The sequence below is a fragment of the Mycobacterium kiyosense genome (assembly GCA_021654635.1).
GTDB lineage: Bacteria > Actinomycetota > Actinomycetes > Mycobacteriales > Mycobacteriaceae > Mycobacterium > Mycobacterium kiyosense.
The window spans coordinates 3,202,416-3,226,570 of record AP025179.1; the positions used below are offsets into that span (position 1 = coordinate 3,202,416).

At 66.3% G+C, this 24,155-nt stretch carries 13 protein-coding genes and 2 pseudogenes; 6 read left to right on the plus strand and 9 right to left on the minus strand.

What is annotated here, in order from left to right; all coding sequences use genetic code 11:
• Nucleotides 1-350 precede the first annotated feature (350 nt).
• From L6444_RS15120 to L6444_RS15130, 3 genes are read left to right on the plus strand one after another with little or no spacing between them, the layout of a single operon-like run.
• The gene (locus L6444_RS15120; RefSeq protein WP_236974950.1) at nt 351-1,427 is read left to right on the plus strand and encodes an Imm61 family immunity protein; all 1,077 of its coding nucleotides are present in this window, start codon (nt 351-353) and stop codon (nt 1,425-1,427) included.
• A 30-nt stretch (nt 1,428-1,457) separates the two neighbouring features.
• On the plus strand, nt 1,458-2,945 hold the full coding sequence (locus L6444_RS15125) for a hypothetical protein (protein ID WP_236974952.1): 1,488 nt from the start codon (nt 1,458-1,460) through the stop codon (nt 2,943-2,945).
• On the plus strand, nt 2,942-3,598 hold the full coding sequence (locus tag L6444_RS15130) for a hypothetical protein (protein WP_236974954.1): 657 nt from the start codon (nt 2,942-2,944) through the stop codon (nt 3,596-3,598). The genes L6444_RS15125 and L6444_RS15130 overlap by 4 nt, the downstream gene beginning before the upstream one ends.
• Nucleotides 3,599-3,649: 51 nt before the next feature.
• On the opposite strand, the pseudogene L6444_RS15135 reads toward L6444_RS15130, so the two are convergent.
• Both L6444_RS15135 and L6444_RS15140 read right to left on the minus strand, forming a co-directional pair.
• Nucleotides 3,650-4,196 (minus strand): annotated as a pseudogene (locus tag L6444_RS15135) (IS1634 family transposase); the annotation flags it as partial.
• A 462-nt stretch (nt 4,197-4,658) separates the two neighbouring features.
• A pseudogene (locus L6444_RS15140) lies at nt 4,659-6,838 on the minus strand (glutamine synthetase III family protein).
• A gap of 192 nt (nt 6,839-7,030) precedes the next feature.
• On the opposite strand from L6444_RS15140, the gene L6444_RS15145 reads away from it, so the two are divergent.
• From L6444_RS15145 to L6444_RS15155, 3 genes are all read left to right on the plus strand, one after another.
• The gene (locus tag L6444_RS15145) at nt 7,031-8,473 is read left to right on the plus strand and encodes a WS/DGAT/MGAT family O-acyltransferase (RefSeq protein WP_236974956.1); all 1,443 of its coding nucleotides are present in this window, start codon (nt 7,031-7,033) and stop codon (nt 8,471-8,473) included.
• 123 nt (nt 8,474-8,596) lie between these two features.
• Nucleotides 8,597-9,331: a VIT1/CCC1 transporter family protein gene (locus L6444_RS15150; RefSeq protein WP_236974958.1), complete on the plus strand. Its 735-nt coding sequence runs from the start codon at nt 8,597-8,599 to the stop codon at nt 9,329-9,331.
• Nucleotides 9,332-9,412: 81 nt separating this feature from the next.
• A complete protein-coding gene (locus L6444_RS15155; RefSeq protein WP_236974960.1) occupies nt 9,413-9,838 on the plus strand; it encodes a pyridoxamine 5'-phosphate oxidase family protein in 426 nt (141 codons plus the stop codon).
• A 20-nt stretch (nt 9,839-9,858) separates the two neighbouring features.
• On the opposite strand, the gene L6444_RS15160 is transcribed toward L6444_RS15155, so the two are convergent.
• The 7 genes from L6444_RS15160 to L6444_RS15190 all read right to left on the minus strand — a co-directional run bounded on the left by L6444_RS15160 (nt 9,859) and on the right by L6444_RS15190 (nt 24,066).
• Complete coding sequence (locus L6444_RS15160) at nt 9,859-10,668, minus strand: ABC transporter permease (protein ID WP_236974962.1); 810 nt, start codon at nt 10,666-10,668, stop codon at nt 9,859-9,861.
• Between the two features lie 44 nt (nt 10,669-10,712).
• A complete protein-coding gene (locus L6444_RS15165) occupies nt 10,713-11,567 on the minus strand; it encodes an ABC transporter ATP-binding protein (RefSeq protein WP_236974964.1) in 855 nt (284 codons plus the stop codon).
• Nucleotides 11,564-17,098, minus strand: a complete 5,535-nt coding sequence (locus L6444_RS15170) for a type I polyketide synthase (RefSeq protein WP_236974972.1) — start codon at nt 17,096-17,098, stop codon at nt 11,564-11,566. Before L6444_RS15170 ends, L6444_RS15165 begins: the two co-directional genes overlap by 4 nt.
• Nucleotides 17,099-17,141: 43 nt before the next feature.
• A complete protein-coding gene (locus tag L6444_RS15175) occupies nt 17,142-18,929 on the minus strand; it encodes an NAD(P)/FAD-dependent oxidoreductase (protein ID WP_236974974.1) in 1,788 nt (595 codons plus the stop codon).
• A 91-nt stretch (nt 18,930-19,020) separates the two neighbouring features.
• On the minus strand, nt 19,021-20,334 hold the full coding sequence (locus L6444_RS15180; protein WP_236974976.1) for a cation:proton antiporter: 1,314 nt from the start codon (nt 20,332-20,334) through the stop codon (nt 19,021-19,023).
• Nucleotides 20,335-20,473: 139 nt separating this feature from the next.
• The gene (ngg, locus tag L6444_RS15185; RefSeq protein ID WP_236974978.1) at nt 20,474-22,264 is read right to left on the minus strand and encodes an N-acetylglutaminylglutamine synthetase; all 1,791 of its coding nucleotides are present in this window, start codon (nt 22,262-22,264) and stop codon (nt 20,474-20,476) included.
• A complete protein-coding gene (locus L6444_RS15190; protein WP_236974980.1) occupies nt 22,261-24,066 on the minus strand; it encodes an N-acetylglutaminylglutamine amidotransferase in 1,806 nt (601 codons plus the stop codon). Before L6444_RS15190 ends, ngg begins: the two co-directional genes overlap by 4 nt.
• Nucleotides 24,067-24,155: the final 89 nt, after the last annotated feature.

A 24,155-nucleotide genomic window follows, 5' to 3' on the forward strand; every position in this document is an offset into this window, starting at 1 on the left:
TTGCAATAGGGCAGGCCCCCGCACCTTGGTCGTGGTTGACGCGGGGGGCCAAGGCTTGGATGCCGCGCCTAAGTACTCAGCGGCGTCAAGGCTGCGATCAGCTCACCTACTGCCGCTGCGTCGAGGCAGCCGCCGCCGATCACGGCAAGGTGTCGCGTTGCCCTCGCGATCCTGCCAGCCGCCCAGAACGACGGTGATCAAACTGTGAGACCTTTCCGCCGGTTGGAAGAGTGAAATATCATGAATAGCACCCGGATGCGGACAGTGCGGAGGGGGCCTCAGGTCAGAATCACCGAGCACAATCGCGTGCCACAACCTGTCAAGAGTCTTGTAAAAATGGGGGTCGTCGCGTGACGGATGAGCCACGCACTACAGGTATCGAATTCACGCGAGAGTTGATCGAGTGGTCCGAGTTGGCCGGCTATGCGTTGACCGCTGCGTCTGTCACCGCCGACGGGCGGGCTATTTTCTGGACCGATCCGGGGGGCGAGATCCGGTATTTTGTCGGAAGCCGCGAGGACGGGTGGCTGGTAATTAACAGTTCCGAGCGTATGGGCCTTGAACAATTCGAGGTCGCCGTACGCTCCTACGCTGCGCTCGAGCGGTATTTATACGGGACATTCGGCGTAGATGTAAGAAGTCGTCTCCGGCTGCCGCGATTAACTTTTCCGCGCAACCTGAACCCAGGGTATGACGTCCGCAACGTGGAATTCGAGAACGTCAGCCGACAGGCGCTGATTGATCCCTCGGGAGAGACCGTGGCGATTGGCTGGCTGAATTCCGGTATCACCGATCTGGCGGAACTCTCGTTGTATCTGGCTGTGTCGGTCGCTGACATCCAAACGTCCTTTCAGAGCCCGGATGGTCAGCCGTTGTTCGGTTTGTGGCAGCCCCGTCCGGTGACGAAGCCGGAACCGGCCCCGGCGCGGCACCTTCCGGAGGGTGTCACCGAGTCTGACGTGCGCGAGTTGGTGGATCTGATCGCCCGCGACGAGTACGTCAACGGCGTTAGCGAGGACGTGATCGCGCACCGGCGCTCGCGGCAGCATCCGAAGCCGACGATCCGCCGCGATGAGTCCTGGACAGGTTTTCTCTATTTCTTCTACGTCGGCCAGGGCTACCGAGAGAGCTCGGGGTTCCGCTACGGCGTGGGGCCGGCGGCACAACCCGTCAGGGTGCCATTCGGGGTGACCGACGAGACGGAAAAACAGATCAGAAGCACGCTGGCCCGTATCCGCGACGCGGCCGATCTGCCCCGCGAAGGCAGCTGGAACGCGGCGGCGATCGTCTACGACCGCGCCTCGGGCCGGGGGATGGCGCACTTCTTCTACGGCCCTGACGCCGAGAAATGGCAACTGAGCCCGGACAACGCCGATCAGATCGCCGACCAGGGCCTGGCCCTGCTGCGCCAGCTGCAGGGCCGCTGAACCATGGATGCGAGCCAGGCGATCGCAGCGGTGACCGAGCACATCCGCCGGGTAGGGCTGGACTACCCCACCGCCGGGTTGGCGGCCGATCGGTTCGAGGCGGGCTGGTCGGTGTACGCGCCGGTCGAGGTCGACGCCAGCGATCCGATAGCGTTCCTGGGCATGCCGGTGGGCCGGGCGGTCTTCGTGGTCGGCGATTGCGGCCGTATCGAGCAGGTGTCGTCCTCGACGCCCCCGCAGGCTGCACGTCGGGGTTGCGCCGAGCAGGAGCGGGTCCTGGCCCAGCGCCGCGTCGACGGCGACGATTTGATGGGTCAGCTCGCGGATGCGTTCGGCGCGGTCTCCGGGCGGCAGCCCTCGGCAGCCGGATTAACCCTCGTGGATGACTGCACACCAGCCGACGCCGCCGCAGCATCGCGCGACAAGCAGATCGATGCGCAGGCCGCCACGTTGCTGGACCCGATCGTGCAGGAGTTGGCGGTGCTGGGTCCGCCCGGCTGGCAAGCGTTCACCGCCGTATTCGCATTGACGGTGGTTGCAGGGACCGCCGCGTGCTGGTTCACCGCCGCCGAGGGCGCCACGACACCGGTAGCGGTGCCTGAACCAGTGCTCAGGCGGGTGCGGGATTATCGTCACCTCAGCGCGCAGATGTCGGCGGGCCCCTGGTGGCGGCTGATCATGACCGTCACCCACCAGGGGCAACTGCGGGCGAGCTATGACTACGGCGATCAGCCCTTGCCCGAAGATCAGCTGCAACCCGCCGAGAATTACCGCGCCGACATCCAGACCTACCCCCCGACCCAGCCTGCCGGTGTGGCTGGCCGGCTATCTGGCCGGCCCCGCCGCGCAGGGACGCACCCCCGCGCAAGCCGCCGCCGCGGTGCTGGCCGACGCCGCCGCCGGGCGGGGACCGACCCCGAGACCGACGACATCGAGCCCCTACCCGACACCTGGACCCGCTGGGCGGTGCTGTCCGCCGTCTACGCCGGGGCACGGTCGCAATGGGGGCCGCGGATCGCCGCCGCAATGGCTTGGTATGAGTCGGATGCGCACAGCGGGTCCACGCTGTACGTGCTGCCAGGCGAGCGCGCCGTGTTGTCCGGCGGGCGATGGAACTCCCCGCTACTGGCCACCGCCTACCAGCAGCAGCAACCCCTGCCCGAGCTGTATGCCGGTGCACCCGAGTGGGTGACCGACAGCGTCCTCAACACCCGCAACCAGAACGGGTTGCTGAGTTTGTGCTACTGGTGGACAGCCGGCCGCTGGTGGCGCGCCCGCACCGACACCTTCGACGAGCTCGACGAGCCGCTGCCTGCCATCTGGACACCCGAGGAAACCGTGACCGCCATGGTCGGCGTCACCGGCCCCGAGGTCGAAGACGCTTGTCGCACACTGCTTTGGGCGGCCGGCGAGCGGTCTGCAAGTCGCGAACTCTTGCTGGCCGTCTTCGCCGGCTATGGCGACTGCGACATCGACGCCGCTTACCACCAACTGAACCTGGCCGGCCTCACCCGATGAGTGACACCGCCTGGACGATTACCGGATTCATCCTGGTCGGCCTCGGTGTGTTGGCCGTCGTCGGGTTTGCTCCGTTTTTCTTCATGACCGGCGACTCCAGCCACGGCAGGCAGTACGCGAAGCCGGAGGGGCTACTCGTCATCGCCGCGGTCATCGGCCCGCCGGTATTGATCAGTGCGATCTACATCACCGCAATAGTCTTGGCGTGCAAAGCATCCGGTCCCACGGCACACTACCCATGGATCGTCGCGCTGATCGGCGGGCCACTGTGGTTTGCCCTCGTCGGCGCGGTCGGCTACGCCAAGGGCAACCTCATGTACTGGCTGCCCCGATCCCGCAACGCTGCCCCCCACGGCTCAACATGGACCGGCGCACCCCTGACGTCCAGCGACGCCCTCGCCGTGCTCGAGCGCTGGGCCGCCCACCAAAGCCTCGGCATCACCGTCCATGACATGCAGACCGACCGATTCCCCTACGGCTGGACCATATACACGTCCGGTGCGGCCGGCAACGCGCAGACCGCCCTGGACACCGGCGCGCCGGTCTACCTGGTCGGCGACTCCGGCGCCGTCTGCAGGTACACGTCGGGAAACCTGCAGGACATTCGAAAACAGTTCAGCCGAGCCGAAATACGACGCCGAACCCGCGACTGAACCACACGGCACGGGCTTACCGCAGCTGCGGCCCGAGTTGGGTCATTTGGCTTAGTGCCTTGAGTTCGTGGGCTTGAGGGCGTCGAGTATTGCCTCGACCTCGGGGTTCAGTGCTGGCGGGTAGGTGGCGATGACGCCGTTGATGTCGATGGTGGCGTTGCGCAGGGGTTTGAGGGTACGCAGGAACCGTCGCAGTGAGAGTCCGGTTCGGGTCTGGATTTCGCGGCTCAGGGCCAGGGCGGTGAACACGATGGTCAGGTGGGCTTCGATGGCATCGCGGGTGCGAGCGAACATCGGTCGGGCGGCGAGGTCGGATTTCGACATCCGGAAGGACTGCTCGACTCGCCACAAGTCTGATAGCTGGCGATGACCTCGGTAGCGGGCATGCGGGCGGCTTCGATGTTGGTGACGTAGCCCTTGAGGCCGACGAGATGGCGTGCCCGCTGCAGCGAGGCCTCGTCGAGTTCTCCGTTGCGGGTTTTGACGAATCGTGGTGTGCGGGCGGCCTTGTCGCCGGCCACGACCGCGCGGGCCTTTGTTCCTGCAGGTTCAGCGTCTTGGTGTCGCGCACCGCGCGTTTGGTCGAGTACGCCCACACCACAGGTACAGGTGGCCAACGGCGGCGGCGAGGACATTAGCCCGCCGAAGTTCGGCAGCGAGAGGACCGTCTACGTGCCCGAGGAGTTGGTTCAGATCCTCGCAGAGCATGTTCGCCTTCACGTTCCAGGCGATGATCCAGACCGGTGGATGTTCACGGACCGACGCGGCATACCTCTGCACCAGAACTCGGCGGATTACCTGTAGAGGCAGACCCGGAGGAAAGCAAAGGTCGCTTACCGCCTGCCTATGCCTCAGGGCTGATCGCCGCCGGGTGCGACGTGGTCACCGTCCAGCGGGCCATGGGTCACGGCGCAGCCAGCCTCACCCTGAACACCTACTCGCACCTATGGCCGAAGGCAGAGGACCGGACGCGTAACGCTGCGGCCCAGATGCTCACCGAGGCACTTACTGCGGACCGGGCGCGGACCCAGGCGCAGCAAGTGCCTGATGACCTCGACTCTCACAGGATGTAGAGCATCTCCTGGTAGGTGGGCAGCGGCCACAAGTCATCGGCCACAACGCATTCCAGCGCATCGGTCGCGGCACGTACCGCGTCCATCGCCGGCAGCAATGCCTGCTGGGCGTGGGTGGCCTCTTCGAGAGCCGAATCCGCCGAATGATCCGCCAACGCCGCCTTGAGTGTCGCCAGCGCCGCGGTCAAGTCCGCGAGCGGGGCCGAAACCGCTTCCAGTGCAGCCAAACTCGGCTCCACACCGGCCGCCTTGAGGGCGGCGACATTCTGGGCGAGTTCGGTCTGGTATCGCGTGGCCGCCGGAAGCACGACCGTGGTCCCCATCTCCAGCGCCAGCTTCGCCTCGACCGCGATGGTCAACGCGTACTGCTCCAGCCGTACCTCATAACGGCTGTGCAGCTCGCGTGCGGTGAAAACGCCGTATTTCTCGAAGACCTCGACCGCTTCGGGCTTGATCAGTTCCGGGATGGCGTCCAGCGTGGTCTTCAGGTTGGGCAATCCGCGCTCGGCGGCCTCGATCTGCCAGTTCTCCGAGTAGCCGTCCCCGTTGAACACCACCGCGCCGTGTTCGGTGATGACGTCGGTCAGCAACTTCTGCACGGCTGAGTCGAAGTCCTCGCCGTCGGCTACGGCTTTCTCGAGAATCGTGGCCATGTAGTCGAACGAGTCCGCCATGATCGTGTTCAGAATGATCATCGGCACGGCAACGGTCTGCCCGGATCCCGGGGCGCGGAACTCGAATCGGTTGCCGGTGAACGCGAACGGGCTGGTGCGGTTGCGGTCGCCGGCGTCGGTCGGCAGCGGCGGCAGCGTGTCGACCCCGATGATCATGGTGCCCTTGCCCTTCGACGACGTCGCCGCACCCTTGGCGATCTGCTCGAACACGTCGGCGAGTTGTTCGCCGAGGAAGATCGAGATGATCGCCGGTGGCGCCTCGTTGGCGCCCAGCCGGTGGTCGTTGGTGGCCGAGGCAACCGAAACACGAAGCAGCCCAGCGAATTTGTGCACCGCGCGGATCACCGCGGCGCAGAACACCAGGAACTGCGCGTTCTCGTGCGGCGTGTCACCCGGCACCAGCAGTGAGCCCAGCTCGGAATTGCCCACCGAGAAGTTGACGTGCTTGCCGGACCCGTTGACACCGGCGAAGGGCTTCTCGTGGAACAGGCACTCCATCCCGTGCTTCTTCGCGATGGTCTTGAAAATCGTCATCAGCAACTGCTGATGGTCGGAGGCGATGTTGGCGCGCTCGAACATCGGCGCCACCTCGAACTGGCCGGGCGCCACCTCGTTGTGCCGGGTCTTGGCCGGAATGCCGAGCTTGAATAGCTCGCGCTCGGTGTCCATCATGAAGCCCAGCACCCGCTCGGGCACCGCACCGAAGTAGTGGTCGTCGAACTCCTGGCCTTTGGGCGGCTTGGCGCCGAACACGGTGCGTCCGGCGTTGATCAGGTCGGGCCGGGCCAGGAAGAAGTGCCGGTCGACCAGGAAGTACTCCTGCTCCGGGCCGCAGAAGGAGACGACCTTGTTGAGGTCTTTGTGGCCGAACAGCTTCAGGATCCGCTCGGCATGCACGCCCATGGCCTGCTGACTCCGCAGCAGCGGCGTCTTGTAGTCCAGCGCCTCCCCCCGTCATAGAGACGAAAACCGTTGGGATGCACAGGGTGTTGCCGTTTGGGTTCTCCAGGATGTAGGCGGGGCTGGTGACGTCCCAGCCGGTGTAGCCGCGCGCCTCGAACGTGCTGCGCAGCCCACCCGAGGGGAAGCTGGACGCGTCGGGCTCACCCTGGATCAGGGTCTTGCCGGCGAACTCCGCCAGCGTCTGCCCGTCGGAGACGGGCTCGAGGAAACTGTCGTGCTTCTCGGCCGTCAGGCCGGTCATCGGGTAGAACACGTGCGCGTAGTGGGTGGCGCCTTTTTTCCAGTGCCCAGTCCTTCATCGCCACCGCGACGGTGTCGGCGACGGCCGGGTCGAGCTTGGCGCCCTTCTCGATGGTCGCCACGATGGATTTGAACACCGTCTTGGGGAGCCGGGCCTGCATCTCGGCCTTGGTGAAGACGTTGGAGCCGAACACCTCTCCGGGTGTCTCGCCCGGTACGAAGCTGATCGCCGGGGGAATGAATGCCTCTACACTGTTAATCGCCTGCAGGCGGACTGCGTTGCCGCTCAATTGAGTTCCTATCGCTGGGGTCCATGGTTTTTTCCACGACGGAAGATGGACCGACTCAGGCTAGGTAGGTTCGATGCCGAACTTGTTACGCACACGTCAACGCTGATGCCGCGACCGTTTCGACTGTGCGACGTCTTCCTGAGGGAGGGCAAAGCCTACGCTCGGGGGAAGCGACGGTGAGGGGCGTTCAACGTGCAGCAGCTGAGTTGGAGTGACGACATGATGTTGCGGGCCGAGGGCCCGGCGACACCATTGCAGATCCAGCTGGTTGCTGATCTACGACCGTCAACGGCGCCCGGCGGAAAAGTGACCTTCAAGGGGATCCTCGAAGAGCTGGACGCCCGGCTGCACCTGGCGGAGGTTTTCCGGCGCCGGTTGACCGAGCTGCCCGGTGGTCTGCATAGGCCCTACTGGGTCGACGACCCAGACTTCGACCTGGAATACCACGTCCGCCACATCGGGCTGCCGCAGCCGGGCGACTGGCGGCAACTGTGCATCCAGGTGGCGCGACTGCATGCGCGGCAGGTCGACCTGCGCCGCCCGCCCTGGGAGATCACCGTCATCGAAGGCCTGAACGCGGTGCCGGGGGTGCCGAAAGGGTCCTTTGCGATGGCGCTGAAGCTGCACCACTGCGCGGTTGACGGCATCGCCAGCGTGCAGATGATCGCGGCGTTGCACGACCTGGCCGCCGACGGTCCGCGCCCGCCGGGGCCGGATCATCCGTGGCAACCGGCGCCACTGCCGTCGTCCTCGGAGTTGTTGGCGCGGACCGCGGCCAACGCCGTGCTGCATCCGGTGCGGGCAGGCCGGGTCGTCGCCTCGAGTGCGCCCCAACTGGTCCGCGGTCTGGCCGGTCTGCCCGCCAAACTGGTCGGCGGCGTGCTGAACAGCGTCTCCGACGGCGGGCCGGCAAAGACGCTGTTTCCGCCCAGAACCCGGTTCAACCAAACCGTCTCACCGCACCGTGTCTTCGAGGCCCGGTTCCACGACCTCGCCGACTTCAAGCGCATCAAGGCACGGGTGCCGGGCGCGACCGTCAACGACGTGGCGCTGGCCTACGTCGGCGGGGCGCTGCGCGCGTACCTGGACCAGCACGGCGAACTTCCGGACGAGTCGCTGGTCGCCGCATGTCCGATCTCGCTGCGCGACGCCACCGACGCCAGCGGCGGCGGCAACATGTTGTACGGCCGACTGCAGGCGCTGGGTACCGACATCGCCGATCCGCTGCAGCGGCTGGCCGGCATCGCCGAGTCCACCGCTGGCAGCCGGTCGGACCAAGAACACACCACCCGCACCCAGATGCTCGAGTTGGTGGCCACGCTGCCCACCGTGCTGCTGGGGGTGACCGCCAAAGCCGCCAGCGTGCTGCCCTTCTCCGGTCCGACCGTCGCCAACACCACGGTGACCAACGTGCCGGGGCCCACCGAGCCCATTTATTTCCGCGGCGCACGCCTGCTCCGCGCGGCGGGCCTGGGCCCGTTGATCGGTGGTCTGAACCTCTGCCATGTGGTCGCCAGCTACAACGGCACGTTGTGCATCAGCGCCACCGCCGACCGCGACGCCCTTCCGGACCCGGCCCGATACGCCGAATGCATGGACGGCGCTTTCGCCGAGTTACTCGCGGCCGCGAGCTGACGCGGCGGACACCACCGCGGCCGGATCGCCGGGCCCGTCTACCACCCGAGGGCCCTCCGCGTGCCGCTTTGGTGAGGCTGCGCTTGCTGGCGCGACAGGCATTGGTGCGGTTGGCTTTACCCCGTGTCCCAGCCACCGGCTAGAACCTGGCGACGACGGCATCCGGCAGAACCGCATGCCGTCGGCACGTCGACACGCCTGAACTGGCTGCGCGCGGCGGTTCTCGGCGCCAACGACGGCATCGTCTCGGTAGCCGGCATTGTCGTCGGGGTGGCCGGCGCGACGACGCAACGCGGACCGCTCTTCACCGCCGGATTGGCCGGCCTGGTGGCCGGCGCGGTGTCGATGGCGCTGGGTGAATTCGTCTCGGTGTCCAGCCAGCGCGACAGCGAGCGGGCGCTGCTGGCCCAGGAACGCGAGGAACTGGCTCGGGCGCCCAGCACCGAGTTGGCCGAGCTCACGGCGATCTATGCCGCCAAAGGCCTCTCACCGCAGACCGCGGCGCGGGTCGCCGAGGAATTGACAGCCCATGACGCCTTCGCCGCACATGCCGAAGCCGAGCTGAAGATCGACCCGGGCGACCTGGCCAATCCCTGGCACGCCGCGGTGGCATCGGCCGTCGCTTTCACCGCGGGCGCGTTGCTTCCGCTGCTGGCGATCCTGCTGCCACCGGAAACCTGGCGGGTGCCGGTGACGTTCGTCGCTGTGCTGGTCGCATTGGGTCTGACCGGCGCGCTCAGCGCGCGCCTGGGTGGGGCAAGCGCGCGTCGCGCGACGGCCCGGGTCGTGCTCGGCGGCGCTGCGGGCCTGGCGTTCACCTACGGTGTCGGCCACCTCTTCGGAGCAGCGATCAGTTGAACCGGCGCCACGGCGTTGGTCCTCAGGGAAAGGGACTTTTGGCAGGCGCGATGGCCACCGGTGCATCCATAACCTGATGTCATGACGCACCAAATCCACGACGACAATGGCGCCGCCGTCCTGTCGGCAAAGGAATGCTGGGAACTGTTGGAGGGCACCACCTTGGGGCGGCTGGTCACCGCCGTCGACGGGCGACCCGAGATCTTCCCGGTGAACTATGCGGTGCAACGCAAGACAATTCTGTTCCGCACCGCGGCCGGCACCAAACTGGTGAGTACCGCCATCAACAATCACGTGGTCTTCGAAGTCGACGATCACGACGTCGCCCAGGGTTGGAGCGTGATCGTCAGGGGAACCGCACGCTCGGTGCGCAGCGACGAGGAAATCGAGGAAGCCGAACGCGCGCAGGTGCTGCCGTGGACCGACTCGGAGAAATCACATTACGTGCGAGTGATCCCGGAGAGCGTGACCGGCCGCCGCTTCCAGTTCACCCGGGTCGGGCTTTAGCGCAACGACCGGGTGAAGGTTCAACGCTGATCCGACCACCGGAAGACGGCCAGGCAGGCGATCAAGCCGCCGACGCTCCAGCCGGCCAATATCAGGAAAATCCGCCAAAGCTCCCAGCTGCCAGCGGGTTCGAAGATCACCATCTGTGGCGGCAACAGCACCGAGCGAAATCCTTGCGCCATCCACTTGACCGGAAAGACCGACCCGATGCTCAGCATCCACGCCGGCAGCGCCATCAGCGGCACATAGGTTCCGGACACGAACTGCAGGCCCACGGCCGGACCGTTGGTGATGACAGCCGCCGAGACCGCGTTGCTGGCGAAGTTGCTGATGAAGATGCCCAGCAACGAGCAACTGAAGATGCCCAGCAGGAAGACCCACGCCAGGGTGAACCATGCGAAACCGGTTGTGGGCAAATGCAATCCGAAGATCAGCACGCCTACCGACAGCAGAATCACCGCTTCGGCCAGGCTGGCGACGGCGACCAGCACGATCTTGCCGATGAAATACGAGGTTGCCGTCGCCGGCGTACCGCGAAGCCGGCGTAGTGCGCCGGTGTCCCGGTCGGCGGCAATGCTGATGCCCAGGTTGATGAACGACGTGGAGAGAATCCCGTAGGCGAGCATGCTGGCCGCTATCACCGCGCCGGTGCTGGTTTCGCTGCCCGGCAGCTTCGTCGAGAAGATCGACCCCAACAGGACGCAGATCACTGCCGGCATGGAGAAGGTGAGGCCGACCTGTTCGGGCCGGCGGTAGAACATCTTCAACTCCGGGCCGACGCGCGACAATCCGATTCGCAGCGGGGACGGTAGCGGCGAAGGCTCGTTCACCCGGTGGCGCGCTGCCGCGGAATTATTCAACTGGTCGAGGCTCTTCATGTCCGGCCGATCAACTGCAGATAGGCGTCTTCGAGTGTGGGACGAGAGACGGTCAGCTGCGCCAGTTCGCTGCCGTCGCGGGACCGCTGCCTGATCAGGTCGGTCGGGTGCTCGGTCTGCACCACGACGACCTCGTCTCGCTCCATCCACCGCACGGTGGCGGCCGAGCTCACATGCCGGGTCAGATTGGCCGGAGAATCCACCGCCACCACCCGGCCGCCGGCGATGACTGCGACACGGTCGGCAAGTGCGGCCGCTTCTTCCAGGTAGTGGGTGGTGAGCAGGATGGTGGTGCCGTCTCGCGCCAACAGCCTGATGAGGTCCCAGAACTGCCGTCTGGCTTCCGGGTCGAAGCCGGTGGTCGGTTCGTCCAGGAACAGCAACTCGGGCATGCCGACGATGCCAAGAGCCACGTCGAGCCGGCGACGCTGTCCGCCGGACAGTGCCCGCACTCTCGAGCCAGCCACCGCGCCGAGCCCGGCCAGTTCCAGCGCTTCCTCGGGAACCCGTGCTGTGCCATAACATTTCGCGAACATCCGAACCGTCTCAACCACTGTGAGCATCCCGGCGTCGCTGGCTTCCTGCAGCACGACGCCGATCCTGGCGCGCCAGCCGCGGCCGGCGGTTCCCGGGTCTTCGCCCAGCACCAGCACCTGCCCGGAATCACGGCTGCGGTGACCTTCGAGGATTTCGATGATCGTCGACTTGCCCGCCCCGTTGGGGCCCAGGATCGCGAAGATCTCGCCGCGGCCGACGTCGAGGTCCACCTCCCGCACCGCCTGCGTCTGCCCGTATGCCTTGGACAGACCCCGGACGTGTACCGCCGGCGCGTGATCCGTCGAGAAGCTCACTGCTGTGCACCTCCGGCGTCCTGTTCGGCGGGAAGGCTCTCCAGTTCGGCCAGCAGTTCTCTCAACTCGGACTCCGACAGCTGCTCCATCAGGCTTGCCACGTCGTCGGCGCTGGATTGCGAGCGCTGCCCGGCGACCGATTGCGGTTCGGCGCCCAGCTGCAAGCTGGAAAGTATCCGCACCGCAAGGGAATTGACGCTGACGCCGCGGAGTATCTCCAGTACCGGCAGGTCGATTCCGAATGTCGCATCGACCCGGGTCCGGAAATCCATCGCCATCATCGAGTCCAGGCCGAGGTCGTTGAGGATGTCGTCTGACCCGATATCGGCGGCCGGCACTTCGAAGACGGCGCTGAGCAGCTGCCGAACGTGGCTTGCGACGACTTCCTGCCGCTCGCCTTCTGGGCACCGCGAGAGTGCTTGCAGGACCGAGGATTCCGCGTCGGAGTCCGGTGAGATCACCGCGGTGCCCAGTTCGCTGAATATCGGCGGTAGCGCCCCGCTGAGCCCGGCACGGCGGGCGCGCATCCAGTCGGCGCTGATTGCGACGACATGCGGTGTCTTCTGGTTGATGAGCCGGTCGAGGATCCGGGTGCCGGCCGCGGGTGTGATGAGTTCGATTCCGCGCCGGCTGTACAGCTCTTCCAGCTTCAGTTCCGCCACCATGCCCACCGACCAGGGACCCCACCCGATGGTGAGCGCCGGAAGTCCCTGGGCCCTGCGGTAGTGCGCGAAGGCGTCGAGGAATGCGTTGGCGGCGGCGTAGTTGCCTTGGCCGGGTGCGGCGATGACCGACCCCGCAGAGCCGAACATGACGAAGAACTCCAGCTCGTGCCCGTCGAACACGTCGTGCAGCGCCCGGGTGCCGGCGATCTTGGGAGCCAGCACGTCGGCGAAGTCGGTTTCGCTCATATTCACCAGCAGCTGGTCGTTGACGGAGCCTGCGGCGTGCACGATGCCACCAACGGGCCGGCCTCCGGTGCGGAGGTGCTCGTCCAACCAGGCCTGTACCTGGCCGCGGTCGGCGATATCGACGCTGGCGGTGGTGATTCGGGCGCCGAGGCGTTCGATCTGTCGGAGCGCGTCGACAGTCGCGTAGTGCGGGTCGTCCTCGGTTTGCAGCGACCACTGGCTCCTGGGCGGGAACTTGCTGCGGCCCAGCAGTGCGATGTGGCGTGCCCCGCGTTCGGCGAGGTAACGGACCACGATACGGCCGAGGGCGCCGGTGCCTCCGGTGACGACATAGGTTGCGTCGGGGGTGAGTTTGGTGGGGAACGGTCTGGTGAGGCTGCTGCTGACGCGTAACCGTGGCGCGAATTTCTGGCCGCTTCGGATCGCGATCTGGTCTTCCGACGAGTCGGTGAGGACGTGTGCGCAGATCTGCGCCGCCGTCTCGGTGCGGTCCGCGCCGGGGTCGATGTCGATGAGGCCCCCCCAGTGGTCGGTCAGTTCCTGGTGGCCGATGACGCGGCCGAGTCCCCAGATGGTGGCCTGGTCGGCGGCGATGGTCGCGGTACCGGGTGCCGGCTGCGAGTTGCCGGTGATCAGGTGCAGGTGCGGCTGGCCGGCACCGTCGCCGGCTAACGCCTTGACAAGTCGCAGGATCGTGAAGACACCTATCTGGTAATTGGCCAGGCTGTCTCCGTCCATGTCGAGTGGCCAACAATCGACGATGCCGGCGAGGCCGCCCCGCTCCAGGTGCGGCTCGAGCAGGTGGCACAGCTGCTCAGGTCGGCGCGGGTCGAGCGCGTAGCCACCGTCGATCTCGGTGAGTGCATCGACGGATTTGTGCACCACCAGTTCGGCGCGGTGGCCGTGGCGTCGCAGTTGTTCGGCGACCGCTGCGCCGACACCGGCGGTGTCCGCCAGAACCAGCCAGGACGAGTCTGCCGCGCCGGTCGCCGCTGGCTGCTCATCGTGGTCGCCCTCGGGCAGCCCGATCCACTCGACTTCGTAGAGCCCCTTGTCGATCCGCTCCAGCGACATACTCGACGAACAGGACAGTGAACGCACCAGGAAACCGTCGAAAGCGGCCAGCGGCTGCCCGGCCTGGTTGGACAGGATGATGTCGCTTTCGATCTCTTCCCGGGTGGCCGACACCACGCGCACCCGGGCGACCATGTTCGCTTCCGGGCGATGGTAGACGGCGCTGCGCCGAATTCGAGTAGGCAGGTATGTCTGCTCGTCGGTGTCGTTGCCGAGCAGCCTTGCACCGAACAGTGTTTGGAAGGCGCCGTCGATCAGCGCGGGGTGGAACCGGTGTCGAGCGAGTTCGCCCGCGAGCTCGTCCGGGATGGCCAGCTCAGCCTCGGCCCAGCCGTCCCCGGCGGTGATCCCGCCCACCGTCTGGAAGGCGGGCCCGTAGCCGAAGCCGATTGCGCGGGTGTGGGCGTAGAAGTCGTGGCCGCTGAGCGTGCGCGCGGATTCAGACCCGTCGAACAGTTCGTCGCGACGAGCCGGCCTGGGCAGGGTGTTCAATTCCGCGGTCGCCGTTATCGCCCAGCCGAGTTCGCCGTCGGCGGTTGCGGTGAACGCCGCGAATTCCAGCGCGCCGGTGTCCGGGTTGAGGGTCGTCCGCAGCAGCGGATCGCAGGTTTCGTCGAGGATGACGGCACGGTGCAGCACCAGGTCGTCGACACAATAGTCGGTCGAGCCGTATGTCTCCTTCGCCGCCGCCAGAGCGATTTCGACGAACACCGCCCCCGGCACCAGGACACTGCCCTGCACCTGATGATCGTTCAGGAACGGTATTGCCGCGGTGCTCAATTCGACTTCCCAGGTTGGATGCACGGCATTGACCGGCTGCCCCAACAGCGGATGCACCGGCCGGTAGTGCAGCTCCTCGGCGGCTTCCTGGGTTTCGTTCCAGAATCGTTTGGACTGCCACGGGTAGGACGGCAGCTTCAGCAGCCGAGCCCCGGCGCGCGAACACCGCGCGCTCCAGTCGAGTTCGTGGCCGTGGCAGTAGAGGGCGCCGACGCAACTCATCAGCGTGCGGCTGTCGTCGTCGTCGCGCCGCTGGGTCGGGAGCACGACGATCTCGGTCTTCGGCTCCGCCTGCTGGGTTCCGGCCACCTCGATGAGCGATGGCGCCAGCACGGGATGCGGGCCGAGTTCGACGAAGTGGGTGTATCCGTCCTCCATCATCCGCCGCGCCGCTGCCTCGAAAAGCACTGTGGCGCGGGTGTTCTGCCACCAGTAGGCCGCACCGGCCGCGTATTCGCCCAACTGTTCCCCGGTGACCGTGGAGTACAGCGGAATGGCGGCGGTGCCCGACGACAGCCCGTCGAGCGAACGGAAGAGGTCGTCTTTGACCACCTCCATGTAATGGGTGTGGTAAGGCACTTTCCCGCTCAGGAACCGATTGAAGATCTCCGCCTCGGTCAACTGACCGGCGATGTCTTCGAGGACGTCGCTGTCACCCGCCAGGGTCACCGCCGACGGGCTGTTGATCGCGGCAATTGATACCCGTCGACCGATTTCGTCGAATGCCTTGTCGTCGAGTTTCTGCATGAGCGAATCGGCGCCGAGGCCGACGGCCAGCATGCGTCCCATTCCACTTGTCCGTTGCTGCAGGCGACTTCGGTGATAGATCACCTGGATCGCCTGCTCGAAGGTGAGCAGACCGGCCAGATGATGAGCCGCCACTTCCCCGGCACTGTGCCCAATAACTGCGTCCGGCGTGATCCCGAATTCGGCCAGTTGCGCCGCGAGTGCGATCTGGACGGCGAAGTTGGCCGGTTGTGCGACCTCGGTCTCCGACATTCGAGAGTGAGCTTCGTCGGCTCGGAGTTCGTCGAGCAGCGACCAACCGGTGTAGCGGGCGAGCTCGCGGTCGGTGCGCACAATACTGTCGGTGAATGCCGGATAGGCGTCCAGCAGGCCGCGGCACATCCGCCACCACTGTGGTCCCATTCCGGTGCACACGAAGGCCAGCTTCGGCGCGCCCGGCTGCGGGCGGGACGGCGCGATCTGTCCGCCCGCGGCGAGCGCCCGAAGCTGTTCTCGCGCTTCGTCGATGCTCTCGACGACGATCGCCCGGCGGTAATTCAGATGTGAGCGGCGCAGCCCCAGGGTGTAGCCGAGATCCGCCAAGGTGACCTCGGGGTGTTCGCTGACGTGCGTGGCGAGCTGCTGAACCCTCCCCGCCAGCGCCTCACCCGACCGTGCCGAGATCGGCAGAACGGCCAGTGGGCGGACCGCAGCGTGGCCCGCGTCGGCGCTCGGGGCGGGCGGCTGTGCCATTACCACGTGCGCGTTGGTGCCGCCGAAGCCGAATGAGTTGACACCGGCCACCCGCCGATTTCCGTCGGGGAACGGGCGACCGGTCCGCGGAATGTCGATGTTGGCCTGCTGCAACGGATTCTGCAGATGCAGGTTCGCCGGGATGTATCCGTGCTTGAGCACCAGCGCCGTCTTGATCAGCCCGGCTACCCCCGCGCCCGCCTCCAGGTGGCCGATGTTGGTCTTGACCGAGCCGACGAGCAACGGATCGGATTCCGGCCGGTCTGCTGCCAGCGCGTTGGCCAGTGCCCGCAGCTCGATCGGGTCGCCCGCCGGGGTTCCGGTGCCGTGGGCTTCGACGTAGCCGATTTCGTTGGGGGACAGTCCAGCCCGCCGCAGGGCGGTCTTGATAGCCGCTTGCTGTGCCTTTTCGCTGGGGACGGTGATGCCGTCGGTGTGGCCGTCCTGGGACACCCCGGTACCGAGTATCTGCGCATAGATCTCGTCGCCGTCGGCCAGTGCCCGTTCGAGCGGTTTGATGACGACGACGGCGCCACCTTCGCCGCGCGCGTAGCCGTCCGCGGACTCGTCGAATGCCTTACAACGGCCCTCCGGGCTGAGAAATCCACTCTTGGATTCGGCGATGGCGGTGTTGGGGCCGATCATGATGTTCACTCCCCCGGCAACCGCCAGGTGACATTCGGCGTTCCAGATGCTCTGCGCCGCAAGGTGCACGGCGACCAGTGAACTCGAGCACGCCGTGTCGACGGTCATACTGGGGCCGCGGAAGTCGAAGGCGAATGAGATGCGGTTGGCCAGCATCGTCATCATCATTCCCGTGGCGGAGTGCGTCTTGAGCCGATAGCGACTGGTGCGGCCCTGATTCTGCAGCAGCTGGTAATCGAGGGTGAAGCCGCCGACGAAAACTCCGACGTCGGTGCCCGCCAGCGCATCTGCCGGTATCCCGCCATCTTCCAGTGCCTCCCAGGTGGTTTCCAGCAGGAGTCGCTGTTGCGGATCGAGCAGATTGGCTTCCCGCGGAGAGATCCCGAAGAACTGGGGGTCGAATTGGTCGATCTCGCTCAGGAAGCCGCCTCGGCGGGTGACCATCTTCCCGACTTTCGCCGGGTTCGGATCGTAGTGTCGATCTGCGTTCCAACGTGTTTCGGGAACGATGCAGGTGGCGTCGGTCGCACTGCACAGCAAGTCCCAGAAGGCCTGCGCGCTATGGGCGCCACCGGGAAACCGACATCCGATTCCGACAATCGCCAGTGGCTCGCGACCGCCCTGATCTGTGTGCATGTTCATCCTTTTGCGTTCACATCCGGTGCGACGGGCAGAGCGGCACGCCTCACGTGGCCGGCACCGGCACCAGGGTCGATCCCGGGCGCAGAATCCACTCCTCGCTGATTGGTCTGGCCGACTGGTCGTGCCGGTAGACGGACCGGAGTTCACGCAGGAACGTGTCTCGTTGCCATGCCTGGACCTGCCGCATGACGTCGTCCTCGGAGAAGCGGCTGCTGTGTTCGCCGAGCACGGTTTCGACCAGATAGCCGGCTATCTGGCGCAGCATCCGATCGTTGGTGTCGAACTGTCTGGCGAACTCCGGGGACTTTCCGATCATCGCGGTGTGCAGCGTGACCATGAAGTTGAGCGGAGAGAACAAGTCGACGAACTGCCCGGCGGGGCATGACTTCTCGACAGCGGCCCATTCCCGGAAGAACTGTTGCATGCGGTTGCTGAGGTCGATCATGCCTTGCAGGCGGGGTACCACGTCGGGGTCTTCGGCGACATCGACGAATCGGCCGTTGCTGTAGAAGAACCCGAGGAAGCCCCAGTAGAAGGCGATGTCCCAGATCACCTTCGCCGACATCACCGCCGGTGAACCCATCAGCGGATACTGGTCGCAGTAGATGTTGAGCCACATGTCGGTGAGTGAGCGGAACAGGGAGTCGTTGATCGCCGCGCGCGCGACGACGTCCTCACCGCCCAGTTCGCGGCAGATCATGTCGGTGATCAGGCCGTTGCCGATCGCGATCAAGTCCAGCCCGGAGGAGTACAACGGGTCGAGGAAGATCCCCGAGTCGCCGGTGAGACACCAACGTTGCTGGCCGTCATAGACTTTCGCGGCGGTGTGGCTGTAGTTCTTCATCACCCTGAAGTCCTTGATCAGGTGATCGTGTTCAGCGAGCACCGCGGCGCATTGGGGCTCGTGCTCATGCAACCAGGCCTTGGCTTTGTCCAACGTGTTGAAGCTGTCGAACGCGTGCAGCGCCGGGTCGGCGACGATCCCCACGCTGGTAGATCCGGACGCCAGCCGGATCAGCCAGACCCAATATCCTTCTCCCATCAGATGATTGGTGGACATCGCGCGATCGCCTTCGACCAGGCGCTGCCGCCAGCCGGGGTCATTGCTCCATTTGCCGATGTCGATCTCGGTCGCGACACGCAACCAGACGGCATTGCAGTGGTGGTCATTGGTGCGTTTGAGGTCCAATTGCCGGGCCAGCGCGCGGTTGCGTCCCGACGCGTCCACCACCCAGCGTGCAGTCGTGCGGGTGTTGGTGTCATCGCTCTGGTACCAGACGGTGTGTACCTCATCCGCCGCACCGAGTTCGACCGATCGCATCCGGCCGGAGACGATTTCGACTCCGGTTGCCAGGCATCGCCTGGTGAGTTCGTTCTCCAGCCGGCCGCGGTCGATCTGGAATGTCACCTGCGGGGTGTACCTGGAGTTGCCCAGTTCGATTCGCTGAGCGATGTCGGTGTTTCCGTCGTGCGAGAAGAACATCCGCAACCCCATCTTGCGCAGTTGCGAGGTGTGCAGATGGTCGGCCAATCCCAGCCGGTCCCGCAGGTACTGCGCCGACACCTCCACAGTCGACTCGCCCACCGTGTGGGTGATCTCCGGTACCGGGTGCGCGACCGGTTCGATGATCAGCACCCGCGTGCCGGGGCGGGCTATGCGCATCTCCATGGCCAGTGTCAAACCCGCGATGCCGCCGCCGATGATGGCCACGTCGAAGTCCGCGGCGGGCACAGTCCTATCGGCGGCGTCCGACAGCTGGTCGCGTATCCGCTGTGCCAGGGCCGCCCGCGCCTGCGGGCTCAATCGCGAGAGCTGAGCTTGGGTGTCCACGCCATCTCCCTTCCTGCAGGCTGGTTCTTCAATTACAACAGTTACTTAATATTTAAGAAATTACATGAAATCATGGTTGGTATCGCGGCGCTCACGAACCGGCCGCGCCGGTGTGGTCGTCAGCCGCCGTCAGCGTCGCTTCGGGGTTGGGCACCTCGTCTGCCGCGATCCCGGTTGGCCGGTATCGCCCGTAGACCAGTTCGAATATCGGCGCGGCCATCAGTGTCGTGACGACGGCCACCAGCACCAGGATGGTGAACAGCGTAGGGGTGATGATGCCCGCCTGAAGCCCGATGTTGAGCAGGATGAGTTCGATCAACCCGCGGGCATTCATCAGCGCACCCAGTGCCACCGCCTCACGCAGCGGAACCTTCCTGAATCGAGCGGCCAATGTGCACGCGACTCCTTTCCCCGCGATCGACACCGCGAGGATGCCCAGCGTCACTGCCCACAGTTTCGGGGTGTCCAGCAGTCCGATCTGCGTGTTCAAACCCGAATAGACGAAGAACAGCGGCAACAGGAACGTCGTCACGAGCGGGTCGACCATCGCGGTGAGGCGTTGCGCGAAGAAGCCGGACGGCATTGCGACGCCGAGGACGAAGGCGCCGAATATGGCGTAGATCCCGATCACGTCGGTGAACCAGGCGCAGATCATGAGCAGCATGAGGACGGCACTGAGGACCGATGGCGTTATCGCCTGCCGGCGTTCGGACGTGCTGCCCAGCCTCGCCAGCGCTCTGCGCCCGATGGTCAGCAGCACCAGGCAGTACAGCAGGCCGCCGATGATGGCGGTGGCCGCGGTGAGGGGACTTCCGCGGTGGATGGCGAGCACGACGGCCAACAGGCACCAGGACAGCGCATCGTCGGCCGCGCCACAAGCCAACGCCAGCGTGCCCAAAGACGTTCCGGTGAGCCGTTTTTCGTAGATTATCCGGGCCAGCATGGGGAACGCCGTGGTCGCGATCGAGGCGCCCAGGAACATCATCGCCATGACGACGGTGACGCTGCCGTCGAAGTAGATTCCGCCGGACAGCAGGGGCGCGGCGAGCAGAGCGCCCAGCGCGAGTGGAGCCAGGATGCCAGCCGACGAGACCGCGACGGCGGTGCCGGCCCGGTGCTTGATGAGATTGGCGTCGAAGTTGAGCCCGATGAGGAACATGTAGAGCACCAGCCCGATCTGAGCGGCCGTGTACAGCACGACGTTGGCCTGCCCCGGCGGGAACAGCTGGTGTTGCACGCCGGGCGCTATGCGGCCCAGCAACGAGGGACCCAGCAGTACACCGGCAACCATCTCACCGACCACCTGGGGTTGCCCGCAGCGTTGCGCCACCAGCCCCACACCTCGGCACGCCGCCAGGATGACGGCAAGCTCGAGGAAGAAATGAACCGCGGTCGATGCGGGCATGCGTCAGGTCCTCTGCGTCAACGGGGCCGCGGCCCGGCGCTGGTGGTCTCCGGCTCGGCGATTGCCCCTTCTATACCCACTCGCCGTGATCCGGCCGTGGCTGAAGCGCACCCGCGTCACGGGTTCGCCCGCCGGGGCCTCAGGTGGCCGGCGATTCTTCCGGAGTCCATGCCGGTGGTTGACCGGGGCGCCCCGGAAACAGGAAGTCGATGAAAGCGGCTGCGGTGGGCTGTGGTTCGTGGTTGGCCAGTCCCGGACGCTCGTTGGCTTCGATGAACGCGTACTCTTCGCCGGCGACGTCGGGAACGAGAAGATCGATGCCGGTCACCGGAATTCCGATCGCCTCGGCCGCCGCGACCGCGACCCGGCACAGTTCCGGATTCACCTGTGCGGTGACGTCGTGGATCGTGCCGCCCTGATGCAGGTTGGCGGTGTGGCGCACCAGTAGCCGCGTCCCCTGCGGCAACACGTCGTCCAGCGACCAACCCGATTCGGCGACGGTCGCCTCGGTGAGATCGTCGAGGGGAATGCGGGATTCACCGCCGGTGGAGGCCGACCGCCGCCGGCTCTCGGCCGCGATCAAGTCCCGGATGGTGTGGTCACCGGTCCCGATGACCTCAGGCGGCAACCGCAAGGCGGCGGCGACCACCCGGCCGTCGATCACCACCAGACGCAGATCCTGGCCCTGCACCCGCTGCTCGATCAGCACCTCCCGGCACACCTCGCGCGCCCGGGCCAGCGCCGCGGCCAACTCCCCGGGACCGCGCTCGGCGGACACGCCGACCGTGATGCCGTGGCCCTGCTCGCCGCGGCTCGGTTTGACGACGACCTCACCGACCTCGTTGAGAAACGCGTAATCGGCGTCGTCGAAGGTGGCCAGTCGCGCCCGGGGCACCGTGATGCCCGCCTCGGCCACCAGCCGGCGGGTCAGCCGCTTGTCGTCACACCGGCACATCGCGACCGCCGAGGTGAACTCGGACAGCGACTCCCTGGTGACGATCGAGCGTCCACCGTGCGTGAGCCGGATCTCCCCGGTCTCCGCGTCGAGCACTTCCACCCAGATCCCCCGGCGCAGCGCTTCGTCGGCGATGATCCGGGCATAGGGGTTGAGGTCGTCGACGGTTTCCGGCGGCGGGGTGAACAGCGGCTCGTTGATCGCATTCTTGCGCTTGATCGCCATCACCGGAACGCGACGAAAGCCCAACTTCTCGTAAAGCCCGGTGGCGGCGGCATTGTCGTGTGCCACGGAAAGATCCATGTAGGCGCGGCCTTTGCTGCGGAAGTGCTCGGCCAACGCGCGGGTCAGCGCGGCGCCCAGCCCGGGCAGTGCGGCGGCGGGATCGACCGCCAGGCTCCACAGACTGGATCCGTGTTCGGGGTCGGCGAACAGCAGTTCGTGGTCGACGCCGGTGACGGTCCCCACCACGGCCCCGTCCTCGTTGCGCACCGCGAGCAGGTAGGTCACCGCCTCCACCTGCAGGTGGTTGTGCCAGATCGTCTCCACCGGGGCTGGAACCATTCCGCACCGCACGTAGACGCGGTTCATCGCATCGGCGTCACCCACGTCGTTGAGCGTCCGCACGGTGACGTACGGGGGTGTCGCGCGCTCGTCGTCGTCCCCGGAAGTGTTGGCGAAACGCAGCCGGTAGGTGTGACTGGGGTCGATGAACAGCTCGTTCGGAGCCTTGGCGACCACCACATGGGACTCGCGCGCGTAGATGCAGATGTCGCGCCGGCCGGGCGCCTCCCGCCGCAGCGACTCGGCCAGCGTGTCGGCATCGGAGAATGTCTGACCGAAAATCAGTCGGCCCCAACCCAATTCGAGCTCCACATCATGCGCCATCGCCTCGGCCAGCTCTGGCGGGGCGGCGTCGTGCAAACCGAGAGTGATCGCTTCCGGGTGATCCTCCGACGGATCGATGATCGTCATCCGGCGGACCCTGTGACACCGTGCTTCTGCAGCCACATCTCCAGCAGTGCAATCTGCCAGAGCTCGTTGCCGCGCAAGGGGGTCAGCCTGCGGTTGGGGTCGGCGAGCAGCGCCTCGACCGCTTCGGACCGGAACAGGCCGCGCTCCTTGGCGACCGGCGCGTACAGGGCATCCCGGACCATGTCCAGATAGGGCCCTTCCAGGTGGGTCAGCGCCGGCACCGGGAAGTAGCCCTTGGGCCGGTCGATGACCTCGGCCGGTATCACCCGGCGCGCGGCCTGCTTGAGGACGCCCTTTCCGTCGTGCGCGATCTTGAGTTCCGGCGGGCAGGTCGCGGCCAGTTCCACCAGCTCGTGGTCCAGGAACGGCACCCGGCCCTCCAGTCCCCAGGCCATGGTCATGTTGTCGACCCGCTTGACCGGGTCGTCGACCAGCATCACCGTCGTGTCCAGCCGCAGCGCCCGGTCGATGCCGGTGTCGGCGTTGGGCCGGGCGAAGTGTTCGGCGACGAAACGCTCGCTGGGGTCGTCCGCGGCGACGTTCTCGGCCGCCACCAGGGCCCGCAGCCCGGCGACGTCGCGGTCGAAGAAGGCGGCCCGGTACGCCGCGACCGATCCGGGCAGGCTGCTGGCCTCCGGCGCTCCCATCGGCGGGTACCAGTGGTATCCGGCGAACACCTCGTCGGCGCCCTGACCGGACTGCACGACCTTGACGTGGCGCGACACCTCCTGGCTGAGCAGGTAGAAGGCGACGCAGTCGTGGCTGACCATCGGCTCGCTCATCGCCCCGATGGCGTCGTCGAGCGCCGGCAGCATCCGGTCTGTCCCGATGCGGATCTGGTGGTGGTCGGTGCCGAACCGCTCGGCGATGATGTCGGAGTAGCGGAACTCGTCGCCCTCGACGCCGCCCACGGACTCGAAGCCGATGGAGAACGTCGAAAGGCCGTGTTGCCCGGCTTCGGCGAGCAGTCCGACGATCAGGCTGGAGTCGACTCCGCCCGACAGCAGGCAACCGACCGGAACGTCGGCGACCAGTCGGCGTTCGACCGCGGTGCGCAGCGCGGCGAGCACCGCGTCCTCCCAATCGGTCTCCGACCAGTCGGAGTGGCGGTCCTGCCGGGTGAAGTCCGGCGTCCAGTAAGTGGTGGCGGTGCGCTTGCCGTCCGGTTCGATGGCCAGCAGCGATCCCGGTGGGATCTTGCGCACGCCGCGCAGGATGGTCAGCGGTGCGGGCACCACCGAATGGAACGTCATGTAGTGGTGCAGCGCGACGCGATCGATGCGGGTGTCCACGCCGCCGCCGGCCAGCAACGCCGGCAGCGTCGAGGCGAACCGGATCCGGTGGCTGTCTTCGGTGATGTAGAGAGGTTTGATACCCAGCCGGTCGCGGCCCAGCAGGACCCGCCCGCTGTCGCGTTCGGCGATGGCGAACGCGAACATGCCATGCAGGTGGCTGACGAAGTCGTCACCCCAGCGGTGATAGGCCTTGATCAGGACTTCGGTGTCGCTGTGCGAAAAGAATCGGTAGCCGTGGCCCTCGAGTTCCCGGCGCAATTCCCGATAGTTGTAGATGCAGCCGTTCCAGGCGATGGCCAGACCCAGCTCAGCGTCCACCATCGGCTGTGCGCCGGCCTCGGTCAAGTCGATGATCTTGAGGCGGCGATGCCCGAGGGCAACCCGGCCCTGGGACCAGACCCCGGCGCCGTCCGGCCCGCGCGGCGCCATTACGTCAGCCATCGCCGCAACTGCCCCTACATCGGGCACTCGGCCATCGAGTCGCACCTCACCGGTGGCTCCACACACCTTTTCGACCTTAACCGGCCGCATCGGCGCGCGCAGAGCGGGCCGCACCCTGGCTGGGTCGCGGGCCCGCCCCGCTACCGTTGTACGGT